This window comes from Mesorhizobium sp. NPDC059054 (assembly GCF_042739215.1).
Taxonomy (GTDB): domain Bacteria; phylum Pseudomonadota; class Alphaproteobacteria; order Rhizobiales; family Rhizobiaceae; genus Mesorhizobium.
On record NZ_JBHYHV010000005.1, the window covers coordinates 476878 to 497474 of the forward strand.

General features: G+C 65.4%; 18 protein-coding genes. 8 read left to right on the plus strand and 10 right to left on the minus strand.

Annotated features, from left to right (window positions below; translation table 11 throughout):
* The first annotated feature begins 9 nt into the window (after positions 1-9).
* The 4 genes from ACFWXH_RS23180 to ACFWXH_RS23195 are packed head-to-tail and all read left to right on the plus strand — an operon-like array spanning position 10 to position 4560.
* Entirely contained in the window at positions 10-954 is a 945-nt protein-coding gene (locus ACFWXH_RS23180) for an ABC transporter permease (RefSeq protein ID WP_379123679.1), read from the plus strand.
* Positions 951-1766, plus strand: coding sequence for an ABC transporter permease (locus ACFWXH_RS23185; protein WP_379123680.1), 816 nt, complete (start codon positions 951-953; stop codon positions 1764-1766). The genes ACFWXH_RS23180 and ACFWXH_RS23185 overlap by 4 nt, the downstream gene beginning before the upstream one ends.
* Before the next feature lie 2 nt (positions 1767-1768).
* Positions 1769-3430, plus strand: a complete 1662-nt coding sequence (locus ACFWXH_RS23190) for an ABC transporter ATP-binding protein (RefSeq protein WP_379123835.1) — start codon at positions 1769-1771, stop codon at positions 3428-3430.
* Positions 3427-4560 carry a C45 family autoproteolytic acyltransferase/hydolase gene (locus ACFWXH_RS23195; protein ID WP_379123681.1) on the plus strand — a complete coding sequence of 378 codons (1134 nt, stop codon included), beginning with the start codon at positions 3427-3429 and terminating at the stop codon, positions 4558-4560. The genes ACFWXH_RS23190 and ACFWXH_RS23195 overlap by 4 nt, the downstream gene beginning before the upstream one ends.
* 56 nt (positions 4561-4616) lie before the next feature.
* Here ACFWXH_RS23195 and ACFWXH_RS23200 read toward each other — a convergent pair whose 3' ends face one another.
* The 5 genes from ACFWXH_RS23200 to ACFWXH_RS23220 form a co-directional block, all read right to left on the minus strand.
* Positions 4617-5912 (minus strand): D-tagatose-bisphosphate aldolase, class II, non-catalytic subunit, encoded by a 1296-nt coding sequence (locus tag ACFWXH_RS23200; RefSeq protein WP_379123682.1) that lies wholly within the window; start codon positions 5910-5912, stop codon positions 4617-4619.
* Positions 5909-6856, minus strand: a complete 948-nt coding sequence (locus tag ACFWXH_RS23205; protein ID WP_379123683.1) for a sugar kinase — start codon at positions 6854-6856, stop codon at positions 5909-5911. The genes ACFWXH_RS23200 and ACFWXH_RS23205 overlap by 4 nt, the downstream gene beginning before the upstream one ends.
* 28 nt (positions 6857-6884) lie before the next feature.
* Positions 6885-7880: an ABC transporter permease gene (locus ACFWXH_RS23210; RefSeq protein WP_054311324.1), complete on the minus strand. Its 996-nt coding sequence runs from the start codon at positions 7878-7880 to the stop codon at positions 6885-6887.
* Complete coding sequence (locus ACFWXH_RS23215) at positions 7877-9427, minus strand: sugar ABC transporter ATP-binding protein (RefSeq protein WP_379123836.1); 1551 nt, start codon at positions 9425-9427, stop codon at positions 7877-7879. Before ACFWXH_RS23215 ends, ACFWXH_RS23210 begins: the two co-directional genes overlap by 4 nt.
* 120 nt (positions 9428-9547) lie before the next feature.
* Positions 9548-10450, minus strand: a complete 903-nt coding sequence (locus ACFWXH_RS23220) for a substrate-binding domain-containing protein (protein ID WP_379123684.1) — start codon at positions 10448-10450, stop codon at positions 9548-9550.
* A gap of 357 nt (positions 10451-10807) precedes the next feature.
* Between ACFWXH_RS23220 and ACFWXH_RS23225 the strand changes: the two genes are divergently transcribed.
* Positions 10808-11839 (plus strand): LacI family DNA-binding transcriptional regulator, encoded by a 1032-nt coding sequence (locus tag ACFWXH_RS23225; protein ID WP_379123685.1) that lies wholly within the window; start codon positions 10808-10810, stop codon positions 11837-11839.
* 2 nt (positions 11840-11841) lie between these two features.
* On the opposite strand, the gene ACFWXH_RS23230 is transcribed toward ACFWXH_RS23225, so the two are convergent.
* Complete coding sequence (locus tag ACFWXH_RS23230) at positions 11842-12846, minus strand: LacI family DNA-binding transcriptional regulator (RefSeq protein ID WP_379123686.1); 1005 nt, start codon at positions 12844-12846, stop codon at positions 11842-11844.
* A 167-nt stretch (positions 12847-13013) separates the two neighbouring features.
* On the opposite strand from ACFWXH_RS23230, the gene ACFWXH_RS23235 reads away from it, so the two are divergent.
* The 3 genes from ACFWXH_RS23235 (at position 13014) to ACFWXH_RS23245 (ending at position 16500) form a co-directional block, all read left to right on the plus strand.
* Positions 13014-14369: a uracil-xanthine permease family protein gene (locus ACFWXH_RS23235; protein WP_379123687.1), complete on the plus strand. Its 1356-nt coding sequence runs from the start codon at positions 13014-13016 to the stop codon at positions 14367-14369.
* Between the two features lie 65 nt (positions 14370-14434).
* Positions 14435-15796: an amidohydrolase family protein gene (locus tag ACFWXH_RS23240; RefSeq protein WP_379123688.1), complete on the plus strand. Its 1362-nt coding sequence runs from the start codon at positions 14435-14437 to the stop codon at positions 15794-15796.
* Complete coding sequence (locus ACFWXH_RS23245) at positions 15793-16500, plus strand: sulfite exporter TauE/SafE family protein (RefSeq protein ID WP_379123689.1); 708 nt, start codon at positions 15793-15795, stop codon at positions 16498-16500. The genes ACFWXH_RS23240 and ACFWXH_RS23245 overlap by 4 nt, the downstream gene beginning before the upstream one ends.
* A gap of 164 nt (positions 16501-16664) precedes the next feature.
* On the opposite strand, the gene ACFWXH_RS23250 is transcribed toward ACFWXH_RS23245, so the two are convergent.
* The 4 genes from ACFWXH_RS23250 to ACFWXH_RS23265 form a co-directional block, all read right to left on the minus strand.
* Complete coding sequence (locus tag ACFWXH_RS23250) at positions 16665-17936, minus strand: NAD(P)/FAD-dependent oxidoreductase (RefSeq protein WP_379123690.1); 1272 nt, start codon at positions 17934-17936, stop codon at positions 16665-16667.
* 12 nt (positions 17937-17948) lie between these two features.
* Positions 17949-18713 (minus strand): amino acid ABC transporter ATP-binding protein, encoded by a 765-nt coding sequence (locus ACFWXH_RS23255; RefSeq protein ID WP_379123691.1) that lies wholly within the window; start codon positions 18711-18713, stop codon positions 17949-17951.
* Between the two features lie 26 nt (positions 18714-18739).
* A complete protein-coding gene (locus ACFWXH_RS23260; RefSeq protein WP_379123692.1) occupies positions 18740-19567 on the minus strand; it encodes an amino acid ABC transporter permease in 828 nt (275 codons plus the stop codon).
* 120 nt (positions 19568-19687) lie between these two features.
* On the minus strand, positions 19688-20575 hold the full coding sequence (locus ACFWXH_RS23265; RefSeq protein ID WP_054311318.1) for an ABC transporter substrate-binding protein: 888 nt from the start codon (positions 20573-20575) through the stop codon (positions 19688-19690).
* Between the last annotated feature and the right edge of the window lie 22 nt (positions 20576-20597).

Sequence of the window (20597 nt, forward strand, 5' to 3'; positions counted from 1 at the left end):
GAAGAGAGCATGATACGTTTTGCGCTGACCCGGATCGGCATGGCGGTCCCGACATTGCTGATCGTCGCGCTGTCGGTGTTCTTCCTCATCCGGCTCATCCCCGGCGATCCAGCCTCGCTGATGCTGGGCGACCTGGCCGACCCGGCCAGTCTCGCCGACCTGCGCGCACGGCTCGGCCTCGACCGGCCTATGCCGGTGCAGTTCGCGATCTGGTTCTCCAACGTCGTGTCGGGCGACTTCGGCACCTCCATCAGCACCGGCCAGCCGGTGCTGCCATTGATCATGCAGCGTTTCTGGACAAGCGCCGAGATCGTGCTGGCGGCGGTCTTTTTCGCCAGTCTCGTCGCCGTGCCGGCCGGCATGATCGCCGCCTGGCGGCAGAACAGCCTGTTCGACGTGCTGCTGGTCGGCTCGGCCACCTTCCTGCTGTCGATTCCGACCTTCTGGCTCGGCCTGCTGTTCCTGCTGTTCTTCGGCCTGAAACTGGGCTGGCTGCCGGTGGTCGGCTACGTCTCCCTTTCGCAGAACCTCACCGGCGGGCTGCTCTATCTGGTCATGCCGATCATGACGCTGTTCCTGCACGAGATCGGCGTGGTCATGCGCATGGCGCGCGCTTCGACGCTGGAGGTGCTGCGGCTGGACTACATCACCCACGCCCGCGCCAAGGGCCTTTCGGAATCGGCCGTGCTGTGGCGCCATGCCTTCCGCAACGCCTTCGGCCCGACCTGGACGCTGATCGGGCTGCTGCTCGGCAACCTGCTCGGCGGCATCGCCGTGGTGGAAACCGTGTTCACCATTCCGGGACTCGGCCGGCTTCTGGTCGATTCCATCTTTGCGCGTGACTATCCCGTCATCCAGGGCTGCCTGCTCGTGGTCGCGGTCGTCTATGTGCTCGTCAATCTCGTCGTCGACCTGCTCTATCCCATCTTCGATCCGCGGGTGACCGCCCAATGAGAACCCTTGCTCCCAATGCCCTGCTGGGCGGCGTGCTGGTCGCGATCCTGTGCGTCGCGGCCGCGACCGGCGCGTTCTGGACGCCCTACGACCCGCTCGCGCTCGACTTCAAGGCCAAGCTCGCGGCGCCCAGCCTTGCGCATTGGCTGGGCACTGACGAATTCGGACGCGACGTGCTGAGCCGCATCCTGGTCGGCGCCTGGGGCAGCGCCTCCATCAGCCTGCTCACCGTCCTGTTCGCCATCACCGCCGGCACCGCCATCGGCGTGCTGACCGGCTATGTGCGCGGCTGGATCGACCGTGCGGTCATGGCCTTCAACGACGCCCTGCTGGCTTTCCCCGGCATCCTGCTGGCGCTCGGCCTGCTGGCGGTGCTCGGCGCCAACAAATACGGCATCATCCTGGCACTCGGCCTTGCCTACACGCCCTCGGTAGCGCGCATCGTGCGCGGCACCGTGCTTTCGCTGCGCGAACGCGAATTCATCGAAGCATCCCGCGTGATGGGCAATTCCGAGCTCTTCACCATGGCGCGTCACATCCTGCCCAACTGCGTCGCGCCGCTGATCGTGCTGGCGACGTCGATGTTCGGCTGGGTCATCCTGGCGGAAAGCTCGCTCTCCTTCCTCGGCCTCGGCGTGCCGCCACCCGCGCCGACCTGGGGCAACATGCTGGCGGGCAGCCGTCCGTTCATCGCGCAGGCGGTGTGGCTGGGTGTCTTCCCCGGGCTCTGCATTTCGCTGGCCCTGCTCGGCATCAACCTTCTTGGCGATGCCGTCCGCGACAAGCTCGATCCACGCATGAGGGGAGCCTGATGTTGGCACGCCCGGTCCTTCTCGAAATCGGCGGCCTGACGCTCAACGTCGCACGCAGCGGCCATGCCGTCGTCCGCGACGCCAGCCTGACCGTGGCGCCCGGCGAAATCGTTGCCATCGTCGGCGAGTCCGGGTCGGGCAAGACCATGCTTGCCCGCGCGGTGATGGGGCTGGAGCCGCCGGCCATACGCCGGGTGGCAGGCTCCATCGCGTTCGAGGGACGCGAGGTGACTGCCATGCCGCCGGCCGAGCTGCGCAAGTTGCGCGGTGCGCGCGTCGGCATGGTGTTCCAGGAGCCGATGACCTCGCTCAACCCGTCCATGACGATCGGCCGCCAGCTCGAGGAAGGGCTTGTCCTGCACGGCAAGCTCGACCGCAGCCAGCGCCGGCAAGCCATCCTCGCCATGCTGAACCGGGTCAGGATCAAGGATCCGGAAGCCGCGCTCGACGCCTTTCCGCATCAGTTCTCGGGCGGCATGCGCCAGCGCATCATGCTGGCCTCGGTCATGCTGCTGAAGCCCGCGCTGCTGATCGCCGACGAGCCGACCACGGCGCTGGACGCCGTCGTGCAGCGCGACGTGCTGGAGCTGATGGTCGATCTGACCAAGGCCAACGGATCGGCAGTGCTGATGATCAGCCACGACCTGGCGATGGTGGCGCGTTACGCCGATCGTGTCATCGTCATGTGCAAGGGCGAAATCGTCGAGGCCGGGCCGACGGCCGACCTGCTCAGCGCACCGCGGCACCCCTATACGCGCAAGCTGCTGGCCGCTATGCCTTCGCGCCAGCCGGCGCGCGTGCTGCCGAAGGCGGCGACACCGGTCGTGGCGGTGCGCGACCTGGTAGTCGATTATGGCGGCCACCGCCGCTTCCTGCGGTCAACGGCCGCGAAACGCGCGCTGCACGGCGTCGACCTCGAAATCCAGCCGGGGGAAGTGGTTGCGCTGGTGGGCGGCTCGGGATCGGGCAAGACCACGCTTGGCCGCGTCGTCGCCGGGTTGCTGCGGCCATCGGCGGGCAGCGTGCTTTTCAACGGCAAGCCGATCTCGAAGGGAGATGTCGGTTTCTGGGACTATCGGCTGAACTGCCAGATGATCTTCCAGGATCCCTATTCGTCGCTCGACCCGCGCATGACCGTCGGCAAGATCATCGGCGAGGCCTTGCGGCTGGTTCCGGGGCTGGTGGCCGAGACAAAACGGGCGCGCGTGCTCGAAGTGCTCAAGGAAGTCGGCCTCGGCGACGAGTTCGCCGACCGTTATCCGCACGAGCTTTCCGGCGGCCAGCGCCAGCGCGTCGCGATCGCGCGCGCCGTGGTGCGCCATCCCTCCTTCATCATCGCCGACGAGCCCGTATCGGCGCTCGACGTGACGGTGCGCGCCCAGGTGCTCGACCTGTTCGCGGACCTGCAGGACAAGCACGGCTTCTCCTGCCTGTTCATCAGCCACGATCTCGGCGTCGTCGAACAGGTCGCGGACCGGGTGATCGTCATGCAGGACGGCGAGATCATCGAGCAGGGCCTGCGCGATCCGGTGTTCGATGCCCCGCAACATGACTATACGCGCAAGCTGCTCTCCGCCATTCCCGCCCTCGAGACGACAAAAGCGGGCGGCGTGGAACTGAAATGGCGCTTCGATGACCCGCAGACAGCCCTGGAAAACGCATGAAACTTCCCATTCCTCTCATTGAGATTTCCGGCGCGCCGATGGAGCGCGGGCTTGCCTATGGCCGGGCGGCCGCAGATCGGATCGCCCGCAGCTACGACCTCTATGGCGGCACGCTCGAAAAGCGTGGCGTTGCCTGGGCGGACGCGCTGGCGGCGGCGAAGAGGTTCCTCGAGGAGATAACGGCCCTGGAACCGGCGCTGGCCGAGGAGATCCGCGGCATCGCCGAAGGTTCGGGCGTGCCCGTGGAGGGTGTCGTCATCGTCAATGCGCGTTCGGAGATCATCCATCGCCTCGGACGCAAGCCAGCAGAAGGCCCCGACGATGGCTGCACCGGCATCATCGTGCAGCCGGAGGCTTCGGGCGACAGCACCCTGATCCACGCGCAGAACTGGGACTGGATGCTGGCAGCCCGCGAAACGGTGGTGCTGCTCAGGGTCACCGAGGGCGATCACGAATTGCTGACCTTTGTCGAGGCGGGCGGCCTCGCGCGCTGCGGCCTCAACTCGGCGGGCATGGCGCTGACAGGCAACTCGCTGAAGATCGCGGGCCCGCTGCCGGACAAGGGCCTGCCGATTTCCCTGATCCGCCGCAAGGTGCTCGCCGCGCGCTGCTTTTCCGAAGCGCTCGGCGCGATCTACAAGAGCCCGCGCGGCTGCGCCAACAACATGATGCTGTCGCATGCCAGCGGCGAGGCGATCGACCTGGAGACCACACCACAGGAGATCTTCTGGCTGGCGCCGTGGGACGGACTGCTCGTCCACGCCAATCATTTCCGCAGCGATGCCGCCCGCGCCAAGCTGTTCGACGCCGGGGTGGCGGATGGACCCGACACGCTGAGCCGCGAACTGCGGCTCGAACGCCTGGCCCGTGCAAAGCGGGGCAACATCCAGATCACCGATGTCATGGCGATGCTGCTCGATCGCTGGGGCGCGCCGGACGGTGTCCTGACCCTGCCGCAGGAGGAGTGGCCGGGCATCCAGCTCGGCACCGCGGCAAGCATCGTCATGGCGCCTCAGCGTGGCGAACTGTTCTTCAACGTCGAACCTGACCGCAGCTCGACGTTCCATCGGGTTTCGTTGACGCGCCCGGTGGATGAGATGCCGCTGTCCCCCTCGCCGCTCATCGCATGATGCGGTCGGCGACGGCAGATTCGCGTGAAGTTCTGCCCCCGGAATGACCCTGCGGATCAGGCCGGCTGCAGCGACAGGGTCGCGCGGTTGTAGCCGCGTATGACGTTGCGCACCGCCTCGACCATCAGGGCGTGTGGCGCCGCGCGGACCTTGCCCGCCGCGACCGCAGGATAGAGCGTTCCGAGATTCTGGCTGATCAACGTCTCTGGAATGGCGCGCCCTTCCAGCCGCTTCAGCAAGGCATCGACGGCAGCCGAGGCCTGCGGGTGCGGCCAGTAGTAGCGGATGCGGTCGCTGTAGGAGAAATGGCGCTGCAGGCGCAGCTCGTCGGCGTCGCCATGGTAGTATTTCTCCCAGTTCTTCGGCTCGGCCAGGAGCAGTTTTTCCATCTTGCCGCGCAGGGTCTCCTCTTCCGGCAGGCGGTCGAGGAAGGCGGCGATCTGGTCGAGGCCGAACAGCGCCTCGCGCAGCGCGAAGGTGAGACCCGGACCAACCTTGAGGATCGCGAAACCGTCATGGACCAGGGCCGACAGCGCTTCCTGCGGCTGGTAGTCGGTCGAATGCGCCTCGAAGACGAATTGCGGCATCTGCTCCAGCACGCCGCTGAGCTGGGTAGCCTTGGCGCAGTCGTAGACGACGACGTTCTCGTTGCCGAATTCGACGCCTGGCTGCACCACCACGCCGATGGCGCGGGCGAAGGCGGCCTCAAGCCCCAGCGCGGCAAAGGCGCGGCGATGCACCTCGACCGTCTCGATGGCGGCGGCCGGCGTGGTCAGTTCCAGATGATCGAGCGCTTCCATCGCGCCGCCCGGGATCGGCACCTCGGTGCCGATGATGTAGACTGGCAGGTCGTAGCCTGCCTCGGCCGCAGCTTGTTCCGCGATCTTGGCAAGCCGTGCCGCGCGTTCCGCCGTGACCGCATCCGGCAGCGCTATCGGTTCGCCAAGACAGCCCATCGAGGTGTCGAGGTGGATCTTGGTGAAGCCGGCGCGGACGAACCCGTCCATCATGACGTCGGCGCGCTGCATCGCCTCATCGGCGGGCAGGTGCTTCCACGGATTGGGGCCGAGATGATCGCCACCGAGGATCAGGCGGCCGGTGTCGAAACCGAGGCGAGCAGCGATGTCCTCGACGAAGCGGCGGAAGTCGGCAGGCGTCATGCCGGTGTAGCCGCCTTCCTGGTTGACCTGGTTGCAGGTGGCTTCGATCAGCACATCCGTGCCGGTGGCGATGCCTTCCAGAAGGGCGGCCTCGATGACCAGCGGATGCGCCGAGCAGATCGAGGTGATGCCGCCGCGTTCGCCCCTCGCGTAACGGGCGGGCAGATCGGCGAGTGTCCTGGTGGCGCTCATGCTGCAACTCCTTGGCTGTTCAGGAATGTCTCGATCTCGGCCATGGTGGAGGTGCCCTCCATCGGCCCCTTGACGCTGACGGCGCGCGCGCCGGTGGCGTTGGCGATGGTCAGCGCCTTGCGTGGCTCCATGCCGCGCAGCCAGCAGGTGACGAAGGCCGCGCCGAAGCTGTCGCCGGCGCCGGTCGGATCGACCTCCTCGACCTTGAAGGCCGGGGCGGAGACTTCACCGGTGCGGTCGAAATAGCTGGCGCCTTCCGCGCCGCGCTTGACGACGATGGCCTTGATGCCGCGATCGAGCAGTTCGGCGACGGCCGCCCGCTCTTCGGTCGCCTTGGTGAACAGGAACATCTCCGGGCCGCTCGGCATGAACAGGTCGGTGTTTTCGAGCGCATGCGCGAGGGCATCGCGCATGCCGGGCAGATCCAGCATTTCCTTGCGGATGTTGGGATCGAAGGAGACGGTGCCGCCCTTGGCCTTGATGCGCCGAGTCGCCTCGAAGATGGCTGACACGATGCCGTCGAAGAACAGCGCCGAACCCATGATGTGCAGGTGGTCGGCGCTGTCGATTAGCGTCTCGGCCTCCGGCGTCAGGCCGATGGCGCTGCAGGCGCTGTGGCGGATGTTGTAGATGAAGTCGCGGTTGCCGTCCGGCCGGTAGCGCACGAAGGCGCTGCCGGTGGCCGCCGTCGGATGCACGCCGATGGCGGATACGTCGGCGCCGTCGTGACGGAGGCGCTCGACATTGAGCACCCCGAAATCGTCGTTGCCGACGGCGCTGACGATGCCGCAGGGCTGGCCGAGCTTGGCCGCCTGGTTGATGAAGATCGCCGGCGCGCCGGAAGCGAATGGACCGATGAGCGGGATGGCAGTGGTGAACCCGTGCCCCGGCTCGACGGCCATGATCTCGACGACGATCTCGCCGATGGTGATGATCTTCTTCATGTTTGCATTCCGGGAGTTGCTGGGCCGGTCAGGTCCGGGCGGATTTGCTGCGCACATCGAGCCAGACGGCCACGAGGATGACGACGCCCTTGACGATGAGCTGGTAGAAATACGGCACCGACAGCATGTTCATGCCGTTGTTGATGACGCCGATGATCAGCGCGCCGAGGATGGTGCCGACGATGGTGCCGACGCCGCCGGCCAGCGAAGTGCCGCCGAGAACCACCGCCGCGATGGCGTCGAGCTCGTAACCCGTGCCGGCATTGGTCTGCGCCGACGACAGCCGCGAGGACAGCAGCATGCCGCTGATCGCCGCCATCATGCCCGAGATGGTGAAGACGATGATCTTGATGCGGTCGACGCGGATACCGGAATAGATCGCCGCTTCCCGGTTGCCGCCGGTGAGATAGACCTGCCGCCCGAAGATCGTCTTGGACAGGATGATGTGGTTGACCACGAACAGCACCGCCATGATCCAGATGATGATCGGGATGCCAAGCCAGCTTTCGCCGCCGATCGCCAGCCAGGTGTCATTCTCGATCATGGCGGGCGCGCCGTTGGTCGGCAGGCTGACCATGCCGCGATAGATGCCCATCGTCGCCACCGTCACGATGAAGGACGGCAGCATCAGCTTGGCCGACAGCGCGCCGTTGAGCGCGCCCATCAGTGCGCCAGCCGCCAGCGTCAGCGCCACCGCAGGCAGGAAGCCGAACCCCATGGCGAAGGCCTGCGCCGCCACCATGCCGGAAACGGCGATGATGGAGCCGATCGACAGGTCGATGTCGCCGAGCAGAATGACATAGGTCATGCCGTAGGCGGCGACCGCGATGACGGCCACCTGCTGCATGATGTTCATGAAGTTGTTGAAGGCCAGGAAGCGCGGGCTCATCACCGAGAACACGACGCACAGCACGGCCAGCGAAATGATGATGCCGCCATACTGGCGCACCGTCGGCGACGCGAAGAAAGAGCGGCGGACCTCTGTGTCGGCGGCCTTCTTCTGGATGTCCTGAACATTGCTCATGCGTGTATCCCCGCTGCATAGGTCATGACGGTTTCGGGTGTGAGGCCGTCGGCTTCGAGCACGGCGGCGACGGATTTGTTGTGCATCACCACGACGCGGTCGCTGAGGCCCAGCACCTCCGGCAGTTCGGAGGAAACCATCAGGATCGCGGTGCCGTCGGCGGCGAGTTCGCGGATGATGCGGTAGATCTCGAACTTGGCGCCGACGTCGACGCCGCGGGTCGGCTCGTCCAGGATCAGCACGCGCGGCTTGATCTGCAGCCATTTGGCGAGCACGATCTTCTGCTGGTTGCCGCCGCTCAGCGAACCGGTGCTGGTGTCGATCGAGGCGGTCTTGATGGCGAGGCGCTTGACCTCGGCCCGCGCAGCCTCGCGTTCCGCCGCGCCTCGCATCAGGCCAAGCGGCCCGGAGAGCTGGCCGAGCCCGGCCATGTTGATGTTGCGCTCCACGCTGTGCAGCAGCACCAGGCCTTCTTCCTTGCGGTTCTCGGTGACGAAGGCGATGCCGCTGCGGATCGCCTGCGCGGCCGAGCGGAACGTGACAGGCTTGCCGTCGAGCAGGATCTCGCCTTGCGGCGCAAGCATGCCGAACAGCGCCTTCATGACGTCGGAGCGGCCCGATCCGACCAGCCCGAACAAGCCGACGACCTCGCCGGGCTTCACGTCGATCGAGACGTCGCGGAACTTACCGGCAAAGCTGAGGTTCTTCGTCGCCAGCACCGGGGGCGTTTCGGGCGACGGGCGCGGCGCCTCGCGCGGCGGATAGATATCGTTCATGGCGCGGCCGACCATCAGCGTGATCAGCCTGTCGATGCTGGTCTCGCTCTTCTCAGTCGTCGTCACATATTCACCGTCGCGCATGACGGTGATGTCGTCGGAAAGCCGCATGATCTCTTCCATGCGGTGGGAGATGTAGATCACCGCCTTGCCCTGGCTCTTCAGCCGCTCGACGATCGTGAACAGGATCTCGGCCTCGCTGTCGGAGAGCGACGAGGTCGGCTCGTCGAGGATGACGACGTCGGCCGGCAGGCTGAGGCCCTTGGCGATCTCGACCAGCTGGCGTTGCGCGATCGACAGGTCGCCGACCTTGGCGCGGACATCGACCGGCAGGCCGAGTTCGCGGATGAGCTGCTCGGCCGCTGCATTCAACGCGCGGTCGCGGATGAAACCGAAACGGCTCGGCTCGTGGCTGGCGAAGATGTTCTCGGCCACCGACAGGTTGCGGCTGAGGCTGAGCTCCTGGAAGACGATGGAGATGCCGTGCGCACGGGCATCGCGCGGATTGCGCGGCGTGTAGGCCTTGCCGTTCAGCACGATGCTGCCGGCGGTCGGGGTGAAGACGCCGGCGAGGATCTTCATCAGGGTGGACTTGCCGGCGCCGTTCTCGCCGAGCAGCGTGTGTACGCGTCCGCGCCGCACAGTGAGGTTCATGCGCTTGAGCGCGGCAACCGGGCCGAAGGATTTCGCGATGTCGTGGATCTCGAGCACCACGTCGCCCTCGGAATTCAAAGCCGGGGCATGCGGTGCATTTCCTGCGTTCTGGCTGATGGCTGTCACGGATTTTCCTCCTGACGCGTGCGGCCCGCCCGCCGACGATGCGGCGGGCGTTCGCCGGCCATTCAGCCGGCCGGCATCGTGGGAGGGCATGGTGCGCTCCCCGATGTCAGTTTACTTGGTCTCGCCGTCCTTGGTAACGACGCCCGGAACGATCGGCTGCTTGGCCTCGACCGTCTCGCCCTTGATCACCTTGGCCGCGGTCTGGACCGCAACCTTGCCCATCTGGTCCGGATACTGGGCGATGACGCCCACCATCACCGGGTCGTTCTTGACGGCGTTGCGGGCTTCTTCCATGCCGTCGAAGCCGATCACCTTGACCTGGGATTCCAGCTTGGCGGCCTTGACGGCGGCAGCGGCGGCGAGTGCGGCGTCATCGCCGAAACCGAAGATGCCGACGATGTCGGGATTGGCCTGCAGGATGTTCTGCGCGGCGGCGAGCGCCTCGGGACGGGTGATGCCCGGCTGGACCGCAACGATCTTGACGTCGGGATGCTTCTCCAGGCCCTTCTTGAAGCCTTCGACGCGGTCGACCACCGACTGCACCGTGGGATAGTCGATGACCGCGACATTGCCCTTGCCGCCGATCGACTTGGCCATCAGCTCGGCCGCCTTCTCGCCGCCGGCGAAATTGTCGGTGCCGACGAAGGAGGTGACATCGACATTGTTGGCGGGCACATCGACGGTGATGACCTTGATGCCGGCCTTCTCGGCCTTGTTGATGGCCGCCTTCACGCCCTTGGAGTCCACCGGCGAGATGATGATGACGCTCACGCCCTTGGTGATGAAATCCTCGACATCGGCGAGCTGCTTCGAGAGATCCTGATTGGCGATGGCGATCTCGAGCGGCACCTTCTCGGCTTCCGCTTCTTTCTTCATCGCGTCGGCGAGCGAAATGTAGAACGGATGCTGCTGGGTCAGCAGCGATGCGCCGACGCCTTCGGCGGATGCGATGCCGGCCATCATGGCAAGAGCGGCACCCGACAGGAGAATACGGCCAAGCGTTTTGCGAAACATGAGTTCCTCCTTGGAGCCGGCATCGGCCAGCCCGTTGCTGATTAGAATGCGAACGAAGCGCCTCCCGCCTTGCGGACCAATATCGGCCGCCACCTCCGGGGCAGGAACTTCGGCCCGAAACCCGAGCCGCCATTCAGATGCCGCACTATCTCCTATGTGTCAACTTATTTTTTTACACGTGATAAAAACTTGCATAAACCAATAAATCCGGCAACTATCGTATCAATTGAAACGCATCGCACAGGAAACGATCGTTTCGGAACGCTCTGCGACTTGCCTCGGTCAAAAAATAAATTTACGCATGGAAATAAATCGATTTATCCCGTTCGGGCGCGCCCGCAGGCCAGGAAGCCGAGCATGAACGAGCAGAAGATCCGGACCATGGAGGAGTTCGCGGCAGCCACCGGCCTGTCGCGCCCGACGGTCTCGAAGTATTTCGACAACCCCGACAACGTGAAGCCATCCACCCGGGCGCGCATCGAGAAAGCGCTCAAGGACTACGACTACCGTCCCAACATCTTCGCCGTCAGCCTCAACCGCAAGCAGCCGAAGAACATCGGCGTGATCGTGCCGCACATCTCCGACCCCTTCTATGCCGAGGTCGTGCGCCAGATCGAAATGCGGTGCCTGGCCGAAGGCTATTGGGCGATCGTTCTGTCCTCGCATGGCGAACACAGGCTGGAGGCGCGCGCGATGCGCACCCTGATGTCGCTCAACATCGCGGGCGTGCTGATGGCGCCGCTCGGCTTCGAGACCGATGCCACCTTGCTGGCGAGCCTCGTCAGCACGATGCCGATCGTCTTCCTCGACAACAGGGTCAACACCGATCAGTCCTTCGTCGGCACCGACAACCGGCAGAGCATGGGCATGATTACCGAATATCTGTGCCGCACCGGCGAACATCCCTGTTTCCTGGAGATGCCGGCGGTGAACCAGAACGCGCTGGAGCGACGCGCGGCCTATGTCGGCACCATGGAGAGGCTCGGCTTCGAGCCCATCGTGCTGCCGACCTCGGCCAAGGGCTGGGAGTTCGAGGAACTCGGCTACCGCGAAGCCGGCCGCATCCTGGACGGCGGCGGCTTTCCGACCCGGACCGTGCTTTGCGCCAACGACCGCCTTGCTTTCGGGGTGATTGCAGCGGCCTTCGAGCGCAAAGTACGGGTGGGCCGCGACGAAGGTTGCGAACTGCGCGTCGCGGGCCATGACGACCACCCTCTCAGCCGCTTCACCTGCCCGCCGCTGACGACCGTGGCGCAGGACTACCAGGGCATCGCCGCCGCCGGCGTCGACATGCTTTTCACGCGCATCGCCGGCGTCCCCGAAGCGCTCGCCGGCAAAGCTGAGGTCAAGCAGCTGGAAGCCAAGCTGATCATGCGCGGCTCGGCTTGAGCCTACCTCGAAGAACGAGCCGACGATGCCCGTTCGACGAGCAGCGGCGCCGCAATCGGCTTCGATGAAGACGCCCTGCCCTCGATCAAGCCTGTGAGCATGTCGATGGCCGTTTCAGCCACCTGGTCGAGATGCAGATTGACCGCCGTCAATTGTGGCGAGGCCAGCCTGGCGCGCATGCCGTCATAGCGGGTGGCGAGCCTGAGATCGTCCGGGACAGAAAGGCCAAGCGCGGCGGCGGCACGTAGCGCGCCAGCCGCGAAAGCGTCGACCGGCACGCAAAGTGCGCCGATATCCCGATTCTCGCGCAAAAAGGCTTCGACGGCGACGGCAGCTTCGTCCTCGCCGCCGCGCTCGTCGATGCGCATCGCGGCCGGCGTAAAAGCTTTTTCCGCACAAAAGGCAGCGTAGACGGCCTCCATCTCGATATAGGAGTTACGCCTCTGCGAGCCGGTGATCAGGCCGACGCGCTGGCCCTGCTGGCCAAGATGATCGAGCAGCAGGCGGGCGGTTTCCGTGCTGCGCAGGTCCACGGCGGGCAGATCGGGCCTGCCCGGCGCGCGGCCTATGGCGACCACCGGCACGGCCCTTTCGAAGAAGAAATCGAGCACGCTGTCGTCGAGCGCGGGTTCCACCACGATGGCGCCGTCGACATCCAGCGCGTCGAGCTGCGAGCCGCGCTCCAATGGCGGCACAAGGCACAGCGTCGTGTTGCGCGACAGCGCGGTGACCGCGGCCGAGGCCGCGATCTCCATGAGGAAGCCGAGCCGCGACGGCCCTGCGGCGACCGCAAAGGGCATCGACGACACCAGCGCGACGGAGCCGCCGCCGCCGCTGCGCAGGCGGCGCGCGGTGGGGTTGGCCCGATAACCCATTTCCTGCGCGAGCGCGACGATGCGCGCCTTGGTGTCAGGGTCGACATAGCGCCGGCCGCTGAAGGCATGCGAGACGGTGGTGGGCGACACGCCCGCCGCCTGGGCCAGATGCACAATGGTCGGCTTGGTCATGTGCGCTCGTTCACCGGTATCGCGATCCCGCTCCTCATCCCTCCCGCACACATACCACTCCCCCGCCCATAAGCAAAACGATTTGCACGACGCCAGAATTATGATATTGGGCTCGTATGCAAAACGTTTTGCATGCCGGCATGGAGGTGCCGGGAGGAGGAGAAACGATGACACAACAAAATGCCTGGACCGGGGATCCGGTCGATGAGGTGCTGCCGGCGCGCAACCTTCTGCTTTTCGGTTTCCAGCACGTGCTGGTGATGGCGGCATCGCCGATCACCGCCGTCTTCCTGGTCGGCAAGGCGCTGAATTTTTCCGACGCGGTGACGACATCACTGATCTGCGCGACCTTCCTGGTCTGCGGACTGGGATCGATCCTGCAGAGTTTCGGCCCCGCCGGGTTCGGCGCGCGGCTGCCTTTCATCATGGTGCCCGGCGGCGCGCCGATCGCCATTTTCCTGGCGATCGCGCAGCAGACGGATGTGCAGACCGCCGTCGGCGCGGTGATCCTGACCGCCGCATTCTATTTCGTCGCCCTGCCCGTCTTCCGGCGGCTGCTGCGTTATTTTCCGCCCGTGGTGGTGGGGACGATGCTCCTGCTCGTTTCCATCAATCTGGTCAGGATCTATGGCGGCACCATCACCGGCAAACCCGGCAGCGAGGGCTTCGCCGATCCGGTCAATGTCGGACTGGCGCTGGCGACGATCGTGCTCACGGTCATCTTCGCACGCGTGTTCACCGGCACCTTGCGCCGCATCGCGGTCATGCTCGGGCTCATCGCCGGCTCGCTGCTCGCCTTCGCGCTCGGTCATATGAGCGTGAGCGGCGTCCTGGACGGACCGGTGGTCGCACTGCCGCAGCTGATGCCGTTCGGCATGCCGAAATTCGACCTCTACGCGGCGCTGCCGCTGATCGTGTTTTCCATCATCTCCATGGCCGAAGCCACCGGTCAGACCATCGCGACGGCCGACATCGTCGGGCGCCGCGGCGATGCCCATGCCATCGTGCCTTCGACCATCCGCGGCGACGCGGTCGCCTCACTGCTGGGCGGCCTGTTCGGCACCTCGCTCATCATCACCAGCGGCGAGAATGTCGGTATCGTGCGCGCCACCGGAGTGAAGTCGCGCTATGTCACCGCGGCCGCCGGCGTCATCCTGGTGCTGATGGCGCTGTTCGCGCCGGTCGGCCGCCTGGCGACGGCGCTGCCCGGCCCGGTGGTCGGCGGAACCGCGGTGATCGTGTTCTCCATCATCGGCGTGATCGGCATCGATCTGTTGCGCCGCGTCGACCTGCGCGAACACGGGCCGATGGTCACGCTGGCATCAGCGCTTTCGATGGGCCTGCTGCCGATCCTGGTGCCCGGCGTCTACAGCCAGTTCCCGCAATGGGCGCAGATGATCCTCGGCAACGGGCTCGCCGCCGGCACCATCACCGCCGTGATCGTGAACGCGATGTTCGGGGCGACGTCGGGACAGGCTGATCCCTCAACGAAGCAGGCCGGCCGCGAGGCCGTGGCGGAATGAAGGAGAACACCCAAGTGACTGCCCAAGCAACTGCCTTACGCGAAGCGCTCCACGGCAGGACCGAAATGCTGCTCCGACCCGGACAGGTGCTTTTGCCCGAAGGACCGAAGCGCGGCATGGCCGTGGTCGTTCGCGACGGGCGCTTCGCCGAAGTCGATGTCGAGGAGATCGTAAGCCGGCGCAATCCGGGTCTGGTTCCAGTCGACCTGCCCGACCATCTCCTGATGCCGGGCTTCGTCGATACCCACACCCATCTGACGCAATCGCTAGGCAAGTCGCTCGTCTTCGGCGAACCGTCCGAGATCTTCCGTCGCATCTGGGTGCCGCTCGAAGGCAGTCTCGACGAGCGCATGGTCTATCTGTCGGCCAAGCTTTCCGCGCTCGAATGCCTGCGCGGCGGCTTCACCACCGCCGTCGATGCGGGCACCCGCTCGGCAGGCCAAACCGGAGCGCTGGCCCGGGCCGCGCGCGAAACCGGCCTGCGCAGCGTCGTCGGCTTCATCTGCAACGATCTCGGCGGAACCGCCGTGGTCGCGGATCGCGCTGCGATCCTCAGGAATGCAGCAGCCCATCTTGCCGCTTACGAGGCAGACGAGCTCGTCCATCCCGCGCTCGCCATCTCCATCCCCGAGGTCGCCAGCGACGGCATGCTGGCCGATGTTTCCCGGCTGGCCGCCGAAGCAGGCGCCATCTTCCAGACCCATGTCAACGAACATCTGGTCGCCGTCGAACGCTCGCTGGTGGCGAACGGTCGCCGGCCGCTCGAACATCTCTCCCACGTCGGCGCGCTGGGCCCGCATGTGCTGATCGCGCATTCCACCCTGGTGACACCGCATGAACTCAACCTGCTGCGCGACAGCGGCACGGCGGTCGCCTACAACCCGGTGGCGAGCCTCTGGAAGGGCAATGCCGCCGCGCCGGCGCTGCAGATGGCGGCGCTCGGCATCCGCTTCGGCCTCGGCACGGACGGCACCCGCGCCGACGGGTTCAGGCTGGCAGACGCAGGCGAGAGCTTGCAGCGCGCCTGTTTCGGCCTAGCCTCAGGCGATTCCTCCTGCGGCGGCGGCTGGCTGTGGCTCGACCGGGCCACGCGGGGCGCGGCCGACGTAGCCGGCTTGGCAACGACGACGGGCGCCATCCAGCAGGGCCTCGCGGCCGATTTCCTGCTCGTCGATCTCGACCGGCCCGAATTCACACCGTCACACGACCTGACCTGGGAACTCGTGCGCTACGGCAACCGCGACCAGATCGATGCGGTGTTCACTGCCGGGCGTCTGAGGCTCTGGCAGGGATGGCCGGTCGACTGGGACGCAAAATCATTGCTCACCGAAGTTCGCGAAGTCGCGGCCGCGACAATCGCCAAGGCGCCGATCCAGCGGGTGCATGCCGTGTCGCAGGATCACCAGGCCCTGGGGCACTATCGATGAGCCTCGGCCTCTTCGCTATCCTGAGTGCGATCACGCTCGCCGCCGCCTTCCTGCAGGGTGCGGTCGGCATCGGCTTCGCGCTCATCATCGCGCCGGTGCTGGGCATTTTGAAACCCGACCTACTGCCGGTGACCCTGCTGCTCCTGATGCTGCCGCTGAATTTCCTCGTCGCCTGGCATGAACGGGTTGCCGTCGACTGGCCCGGCGCGAAATGGATCACGGTCGGTCGGTTCGCCGGCACGTTCCTCGGCCTGTGGCTGCTCGCCGCGCTCTCGGCCGGACAGCTCGATCAGGCCGTGGGCTGGTTCACCCTGCTGGCAGCGGTCGCCGCGCTGATCGCTCCACCTTTCTCGCCGGGCTATCGCAGCGCGCTGGGCGCCGGCCTGTTCACCGGCGTGACCGAAACGGCAACAGGCATTGGCGGCCCGCCCCTGGCCCTGCTCTACCAGCATGCAAAGGGCCCGGTCCTGCGTTCAACGGTTGCCGTGTGTTTCTTTGTCGGCGAAGTGATGTCGCTGATCGTGCTCGCCGTCGCCGGCCGCATCGCGACGCATCAGATCCTGGCCGCTCTCTACCTGATGCCGGCGGTTCTGATCGGAAGCGCGCTGTCGCGCAGGACGCACCACATCATCAGCCCGAAGGCGCTGCGTCTGGGCGTGCTGGTGTTTGCCCTGGTCAGCGGGTTGTTCCTGATCCTGAGATGAAGCCCGGCTGGCCTCGCGTGAGCCCATCTTGGCCGGGCGGAGCTTGGCGCGGCGAAGCCCGCGCCGGGGAGCAGGGCATCGGCGTCTTGCGACGCCCGACGCAGCGTTGTGGGACCATGATGCAGGCGCCTCGCCGTCATCAGAACCACATCGGGCAACGCGGTCTATTTTTTCTCGAAGCGCATTGGCGAGAGGCTCGATATGTCGACGGACGACCGTCGTCCCGCGGCCAGGTCGGAAAGGACCTTTCCAGCCATCGGGCCCGGGCCGAAGCCGTGACCGCTGAATCCCGTCGCAACGAGCAGGCCCGATACGCCATCGACGGGCCCCAGGGCCGGAATGACGTCCGGCATGACATCGATGATCCCGGCCCAGGACGTCTCGATCTCCAGACCGGCCAGCGCCGGAAACAGATCGGCAAATTCGCGACGTGCCTGCTCGACGCGAAAGGCTTCCGGCCGCGGATGATCCCGACTTGATGGGAAATCGGCCAGCGGTGAAATTGTCCTGCACGGCAGCAGCCGCTTCACCGGAGCAAGATAGTCAATGCGCGCCGCATCGGGATTGGACTTACGCGTGGCCTCGTACCAGCGCATGTGACGCCAGGAATCCAGGCGCAGATCGTATTCGCCGCCCGCGACCGAGATCACATAGGCCCCGTTCACGTCCTGGCGGATACCGGTCCGCTGGCCCGAGATACAGGCAGCTATCCGCTGATCGGGCGCGACAACCGTCCGCGCGACCGTTGCCCGTATGAACTCCTGCGGCAGGTTCAATCCCACCTTGCGCAACAGGGCACCGCTACCGGCGCCGGCGGCAGTGATCACCGCACCTGCGCGATGGAGCCGGTCACCGATCTGAACGCCGGAGACCTTGCCGGCACTCACCTCGATGCGGCTGACGGGTTCGCCGAAGCTGACGGCTACGCCCAATCCGAGTGCGGCATCGAAAAAGGCGCGCGTTGCGCGGGCAGGCTCGGCTTTCCCGTCGCTCGGCGTGTACATCGCCCCGACGACACCGCGACCGGTCGCCAGTTGCGGTATCAGGGCATGGGTTTGTTCTGCCGACAGCATGCGGGTATCGAGGCCGAATTCTTCGGCCGCCCGCCGCTGCCAATCATGCCGTGAAACAAGGTCGGCATCGCTGAACGCCAGCGACAGGTTGCCGCCCTGCTGCCACCCAACCGGGCGCCCCAACTCGGCTTCGATGCCTTCCCAGATGCGCAAGGCGCCGATCATCAGCGAAAGCTCGCGGAAGTCCCGGTTCTGCTGGCGGACGAAACCCAGATTGCGACCGGACTGTGCCGATCCCGGCGCGTCCTGTTCCACGATCAGAACACGCATGCCGCTCAAAGCGGCGTAGTAGGCCGCTGAGCATCCGACGATACCCGCGCCAATGACGATCACATCCCAGTTGCGGGTGGATTGCGTTCCCATCGGCATGCCGTGTCACTGCACCCTGGAAAGGAACGCCCGGGTCCGTTCGAAAGCCGGACTGTCGAGGACCTCGGCAGGCCTGCCGCATTCGACGATCCTGCCTGCCTCCATGAAGGCGATGCGGTGGCAGACCTCGCGCGCGAACGACATCTCGTGCGTGACGACCATCATCGTCATGCCGTCGGAAGCGAGATCGCGCATCACATCGAGCACTTCGCCGACCAGTTCCGGATCGAGCGCGCTGGTGGGCTCGTCGAAGAGGATGACTTTCGGCTTCATGGCCAGTGCGCGGGCAATGGCGACGCGTTGCTGCTGTCCGCCGGAAAGCATGCGCGGGTAGTTGTTCATCTTGTCCGACAGCCCGACCCGGGTGAGCAGCTTGACCGCCTGCTCTTCGGCCTCCCGGCGTGGAATGCCCAGCACATGCACGGGCGCTTCCATCACATTCTCGAGCGCAGTCTTGTGGCCGAACAGGTTGAAATTCTGGAAGACCATCGCGATGCGTGCACGCTGCCTGGCAATCAGCTTCTCGGGCAGTTCGTGGGCGAGATTGCCGACGCGCCTGTAGCCGATCAGGTCCCCATCCACCGTAATGCTGCCGCGTTCGATCCGCTCGAGGTGATTGACGCAGCGTAGAAGCGTCGATTTGCCGGACCCGGACGGTCCGATCAGGCTGATCACCTCGCCCGCGGCCACCGTGAGGTTGATATCGCGCAGGACGGAGAGGTCGCCGAAATTCTTGGACACCCGGTCGAACACTATCATGGGAGCACGCATGGCTGTGGTCTCTGGTAGGGAATGCATCATGTCGACGCGTTTCGAGAGCGGGCGAAGTGCCGTTCGATCCGGCTTTGCAGCCAGCTCAGGATGGTCGTTGCCAGCAGGTACCACAGGCAGGCGACGATCAGCAGCGGAATGGTCTGGAAGTTGCGGGAGTAGATCGTCTGCGCCGAATAGAGCAGGTCCGAGAGCGAGATCACGCTGACCAGCGACGACGTCTTCAACATGCCGATCGTCTGGTTTCCCGTCGGCGGGATGATCACCGGCATGGCTTGCGGCAGCACGATGCGCCACAGCGCCTTTCTCGCCGTCATGCCCAGCGAAGTCGCGGCCTGGCGCTGGCCGGGGTCGACCGCAAGCAGGCCGCTGCGGATGATCTCGGACATGTAGGCACCCTCATTCAGACCCAGCCCCAGCACGGCCGCGGTGATCGGCGAGATGAGCGTGTTGGTGGGCACCGACACGCCCCAGGACGTGAAGGGTATGCCGATGGAGAGTTCGGGAAACAGAGCGCCCAGATTGTACCAGAAGATCAGCTGGACCAGCACCGGCGTGCCGCGGAAGAACCAGATATAGGCATTGGCCACGGTCGAGATCACGACGTTCCTGGACATCGCCATGACCGCGAAGACCGTCCCGAGCACGACGCCGATGGCCATCGTGACGAGCGTGAGCCAGAGGGTGAGATAGAGGCCGGAGAGAATGCGGGCGTCGAACAGATATTGGCCGACGGTGGACCAGCCGAAGTTGGAATTTCCCGCGATGGAGACCAGGAAATAGACGACCGCCAGCGACAGCAGAACGGCGGCTGCGCGGGTTCCCCAGGCACGTGCGGGTACGTAGGTCAGCATTGGCTCATCCGGCTGGTGAGAACCGGAGGCCGCTCGATCATCTTGCGTGGCTATGGACATGGTCGCTCGAGTGGTTGTGCAAGAACAGGGGCCGACGGTACTCCCGTCGGCCCGCCGGGGCTATTTCGCTGGTACGGTCTCAAGGTTGATGCCGGGCTCGTGCTCCATTGCCATGGGCGTGACGCTCCAGGTGGAATAGATCTTCTCATAGGTGCCGTCCGCACGAACCTCTTTGAGTGCAGCCAGCAACGCCTTGCCCAGGTCTTCTTCATTCTTGCGGAAGGCGATGCCGCTCGGCTTGCGCGGCAGGATGGGCATCGGCACGACCTTCACCGGGTTTGGCGCCGCCTTCTGGATCTCCTGGGCGGATGCCGCGGAAGTCAGCACGAAGTCGGTGCGGCCTGAATAGACGGAGAGAAGCGTTGCGTCCGATGTTCCGAATTCGGAGACTGTCGGCGCCGGCTTGCCGGCTTCGGTGCAGGCCGTCGCCAATTCCGCGGTGATCATCCCGACCCATTCGGTTCCACTCTGGGCCGCGCCCTTCAGGCCGCATAGCGCCAGATGGTCGTTGATGTCCGCGCCCTTCGTCTCCAGCACATAGGCGGATGACGTCGTGTAGCCGTAGTCGACGAAGCTTACGACCGCCTGCCGCTCCGCATTGTCGGTGATGCCTTCCATGGAGACATCCCAGCGGCCGGACTGAACGCCCGGGATCATCGAGTCGAACGACACCGATGTCACGTTCATCTTCACTTTCAGGCGCTCGGCCAGCGCGTTCCACAGATCGACCTCGAAGCCCACCATCTTCCCGGAATCGTCGATATACTGGAACGGCGGATACTTGGCGTCCGTCACCAGGTTGATGACGCCGGCGTCACGATATTTTTTGGGCAGGAGGTCGGCAGCGCCCTCCGCCTTGGCGGCGCCTGCTGCCAGCATCAGTCCCGAAGCGGCTATCGCGAAACTGGCTGCGGTTTTGCTGCGCCAGCATTCATTGCTTTTCTTCATTACCAGTCTCCCATTGTTGTTA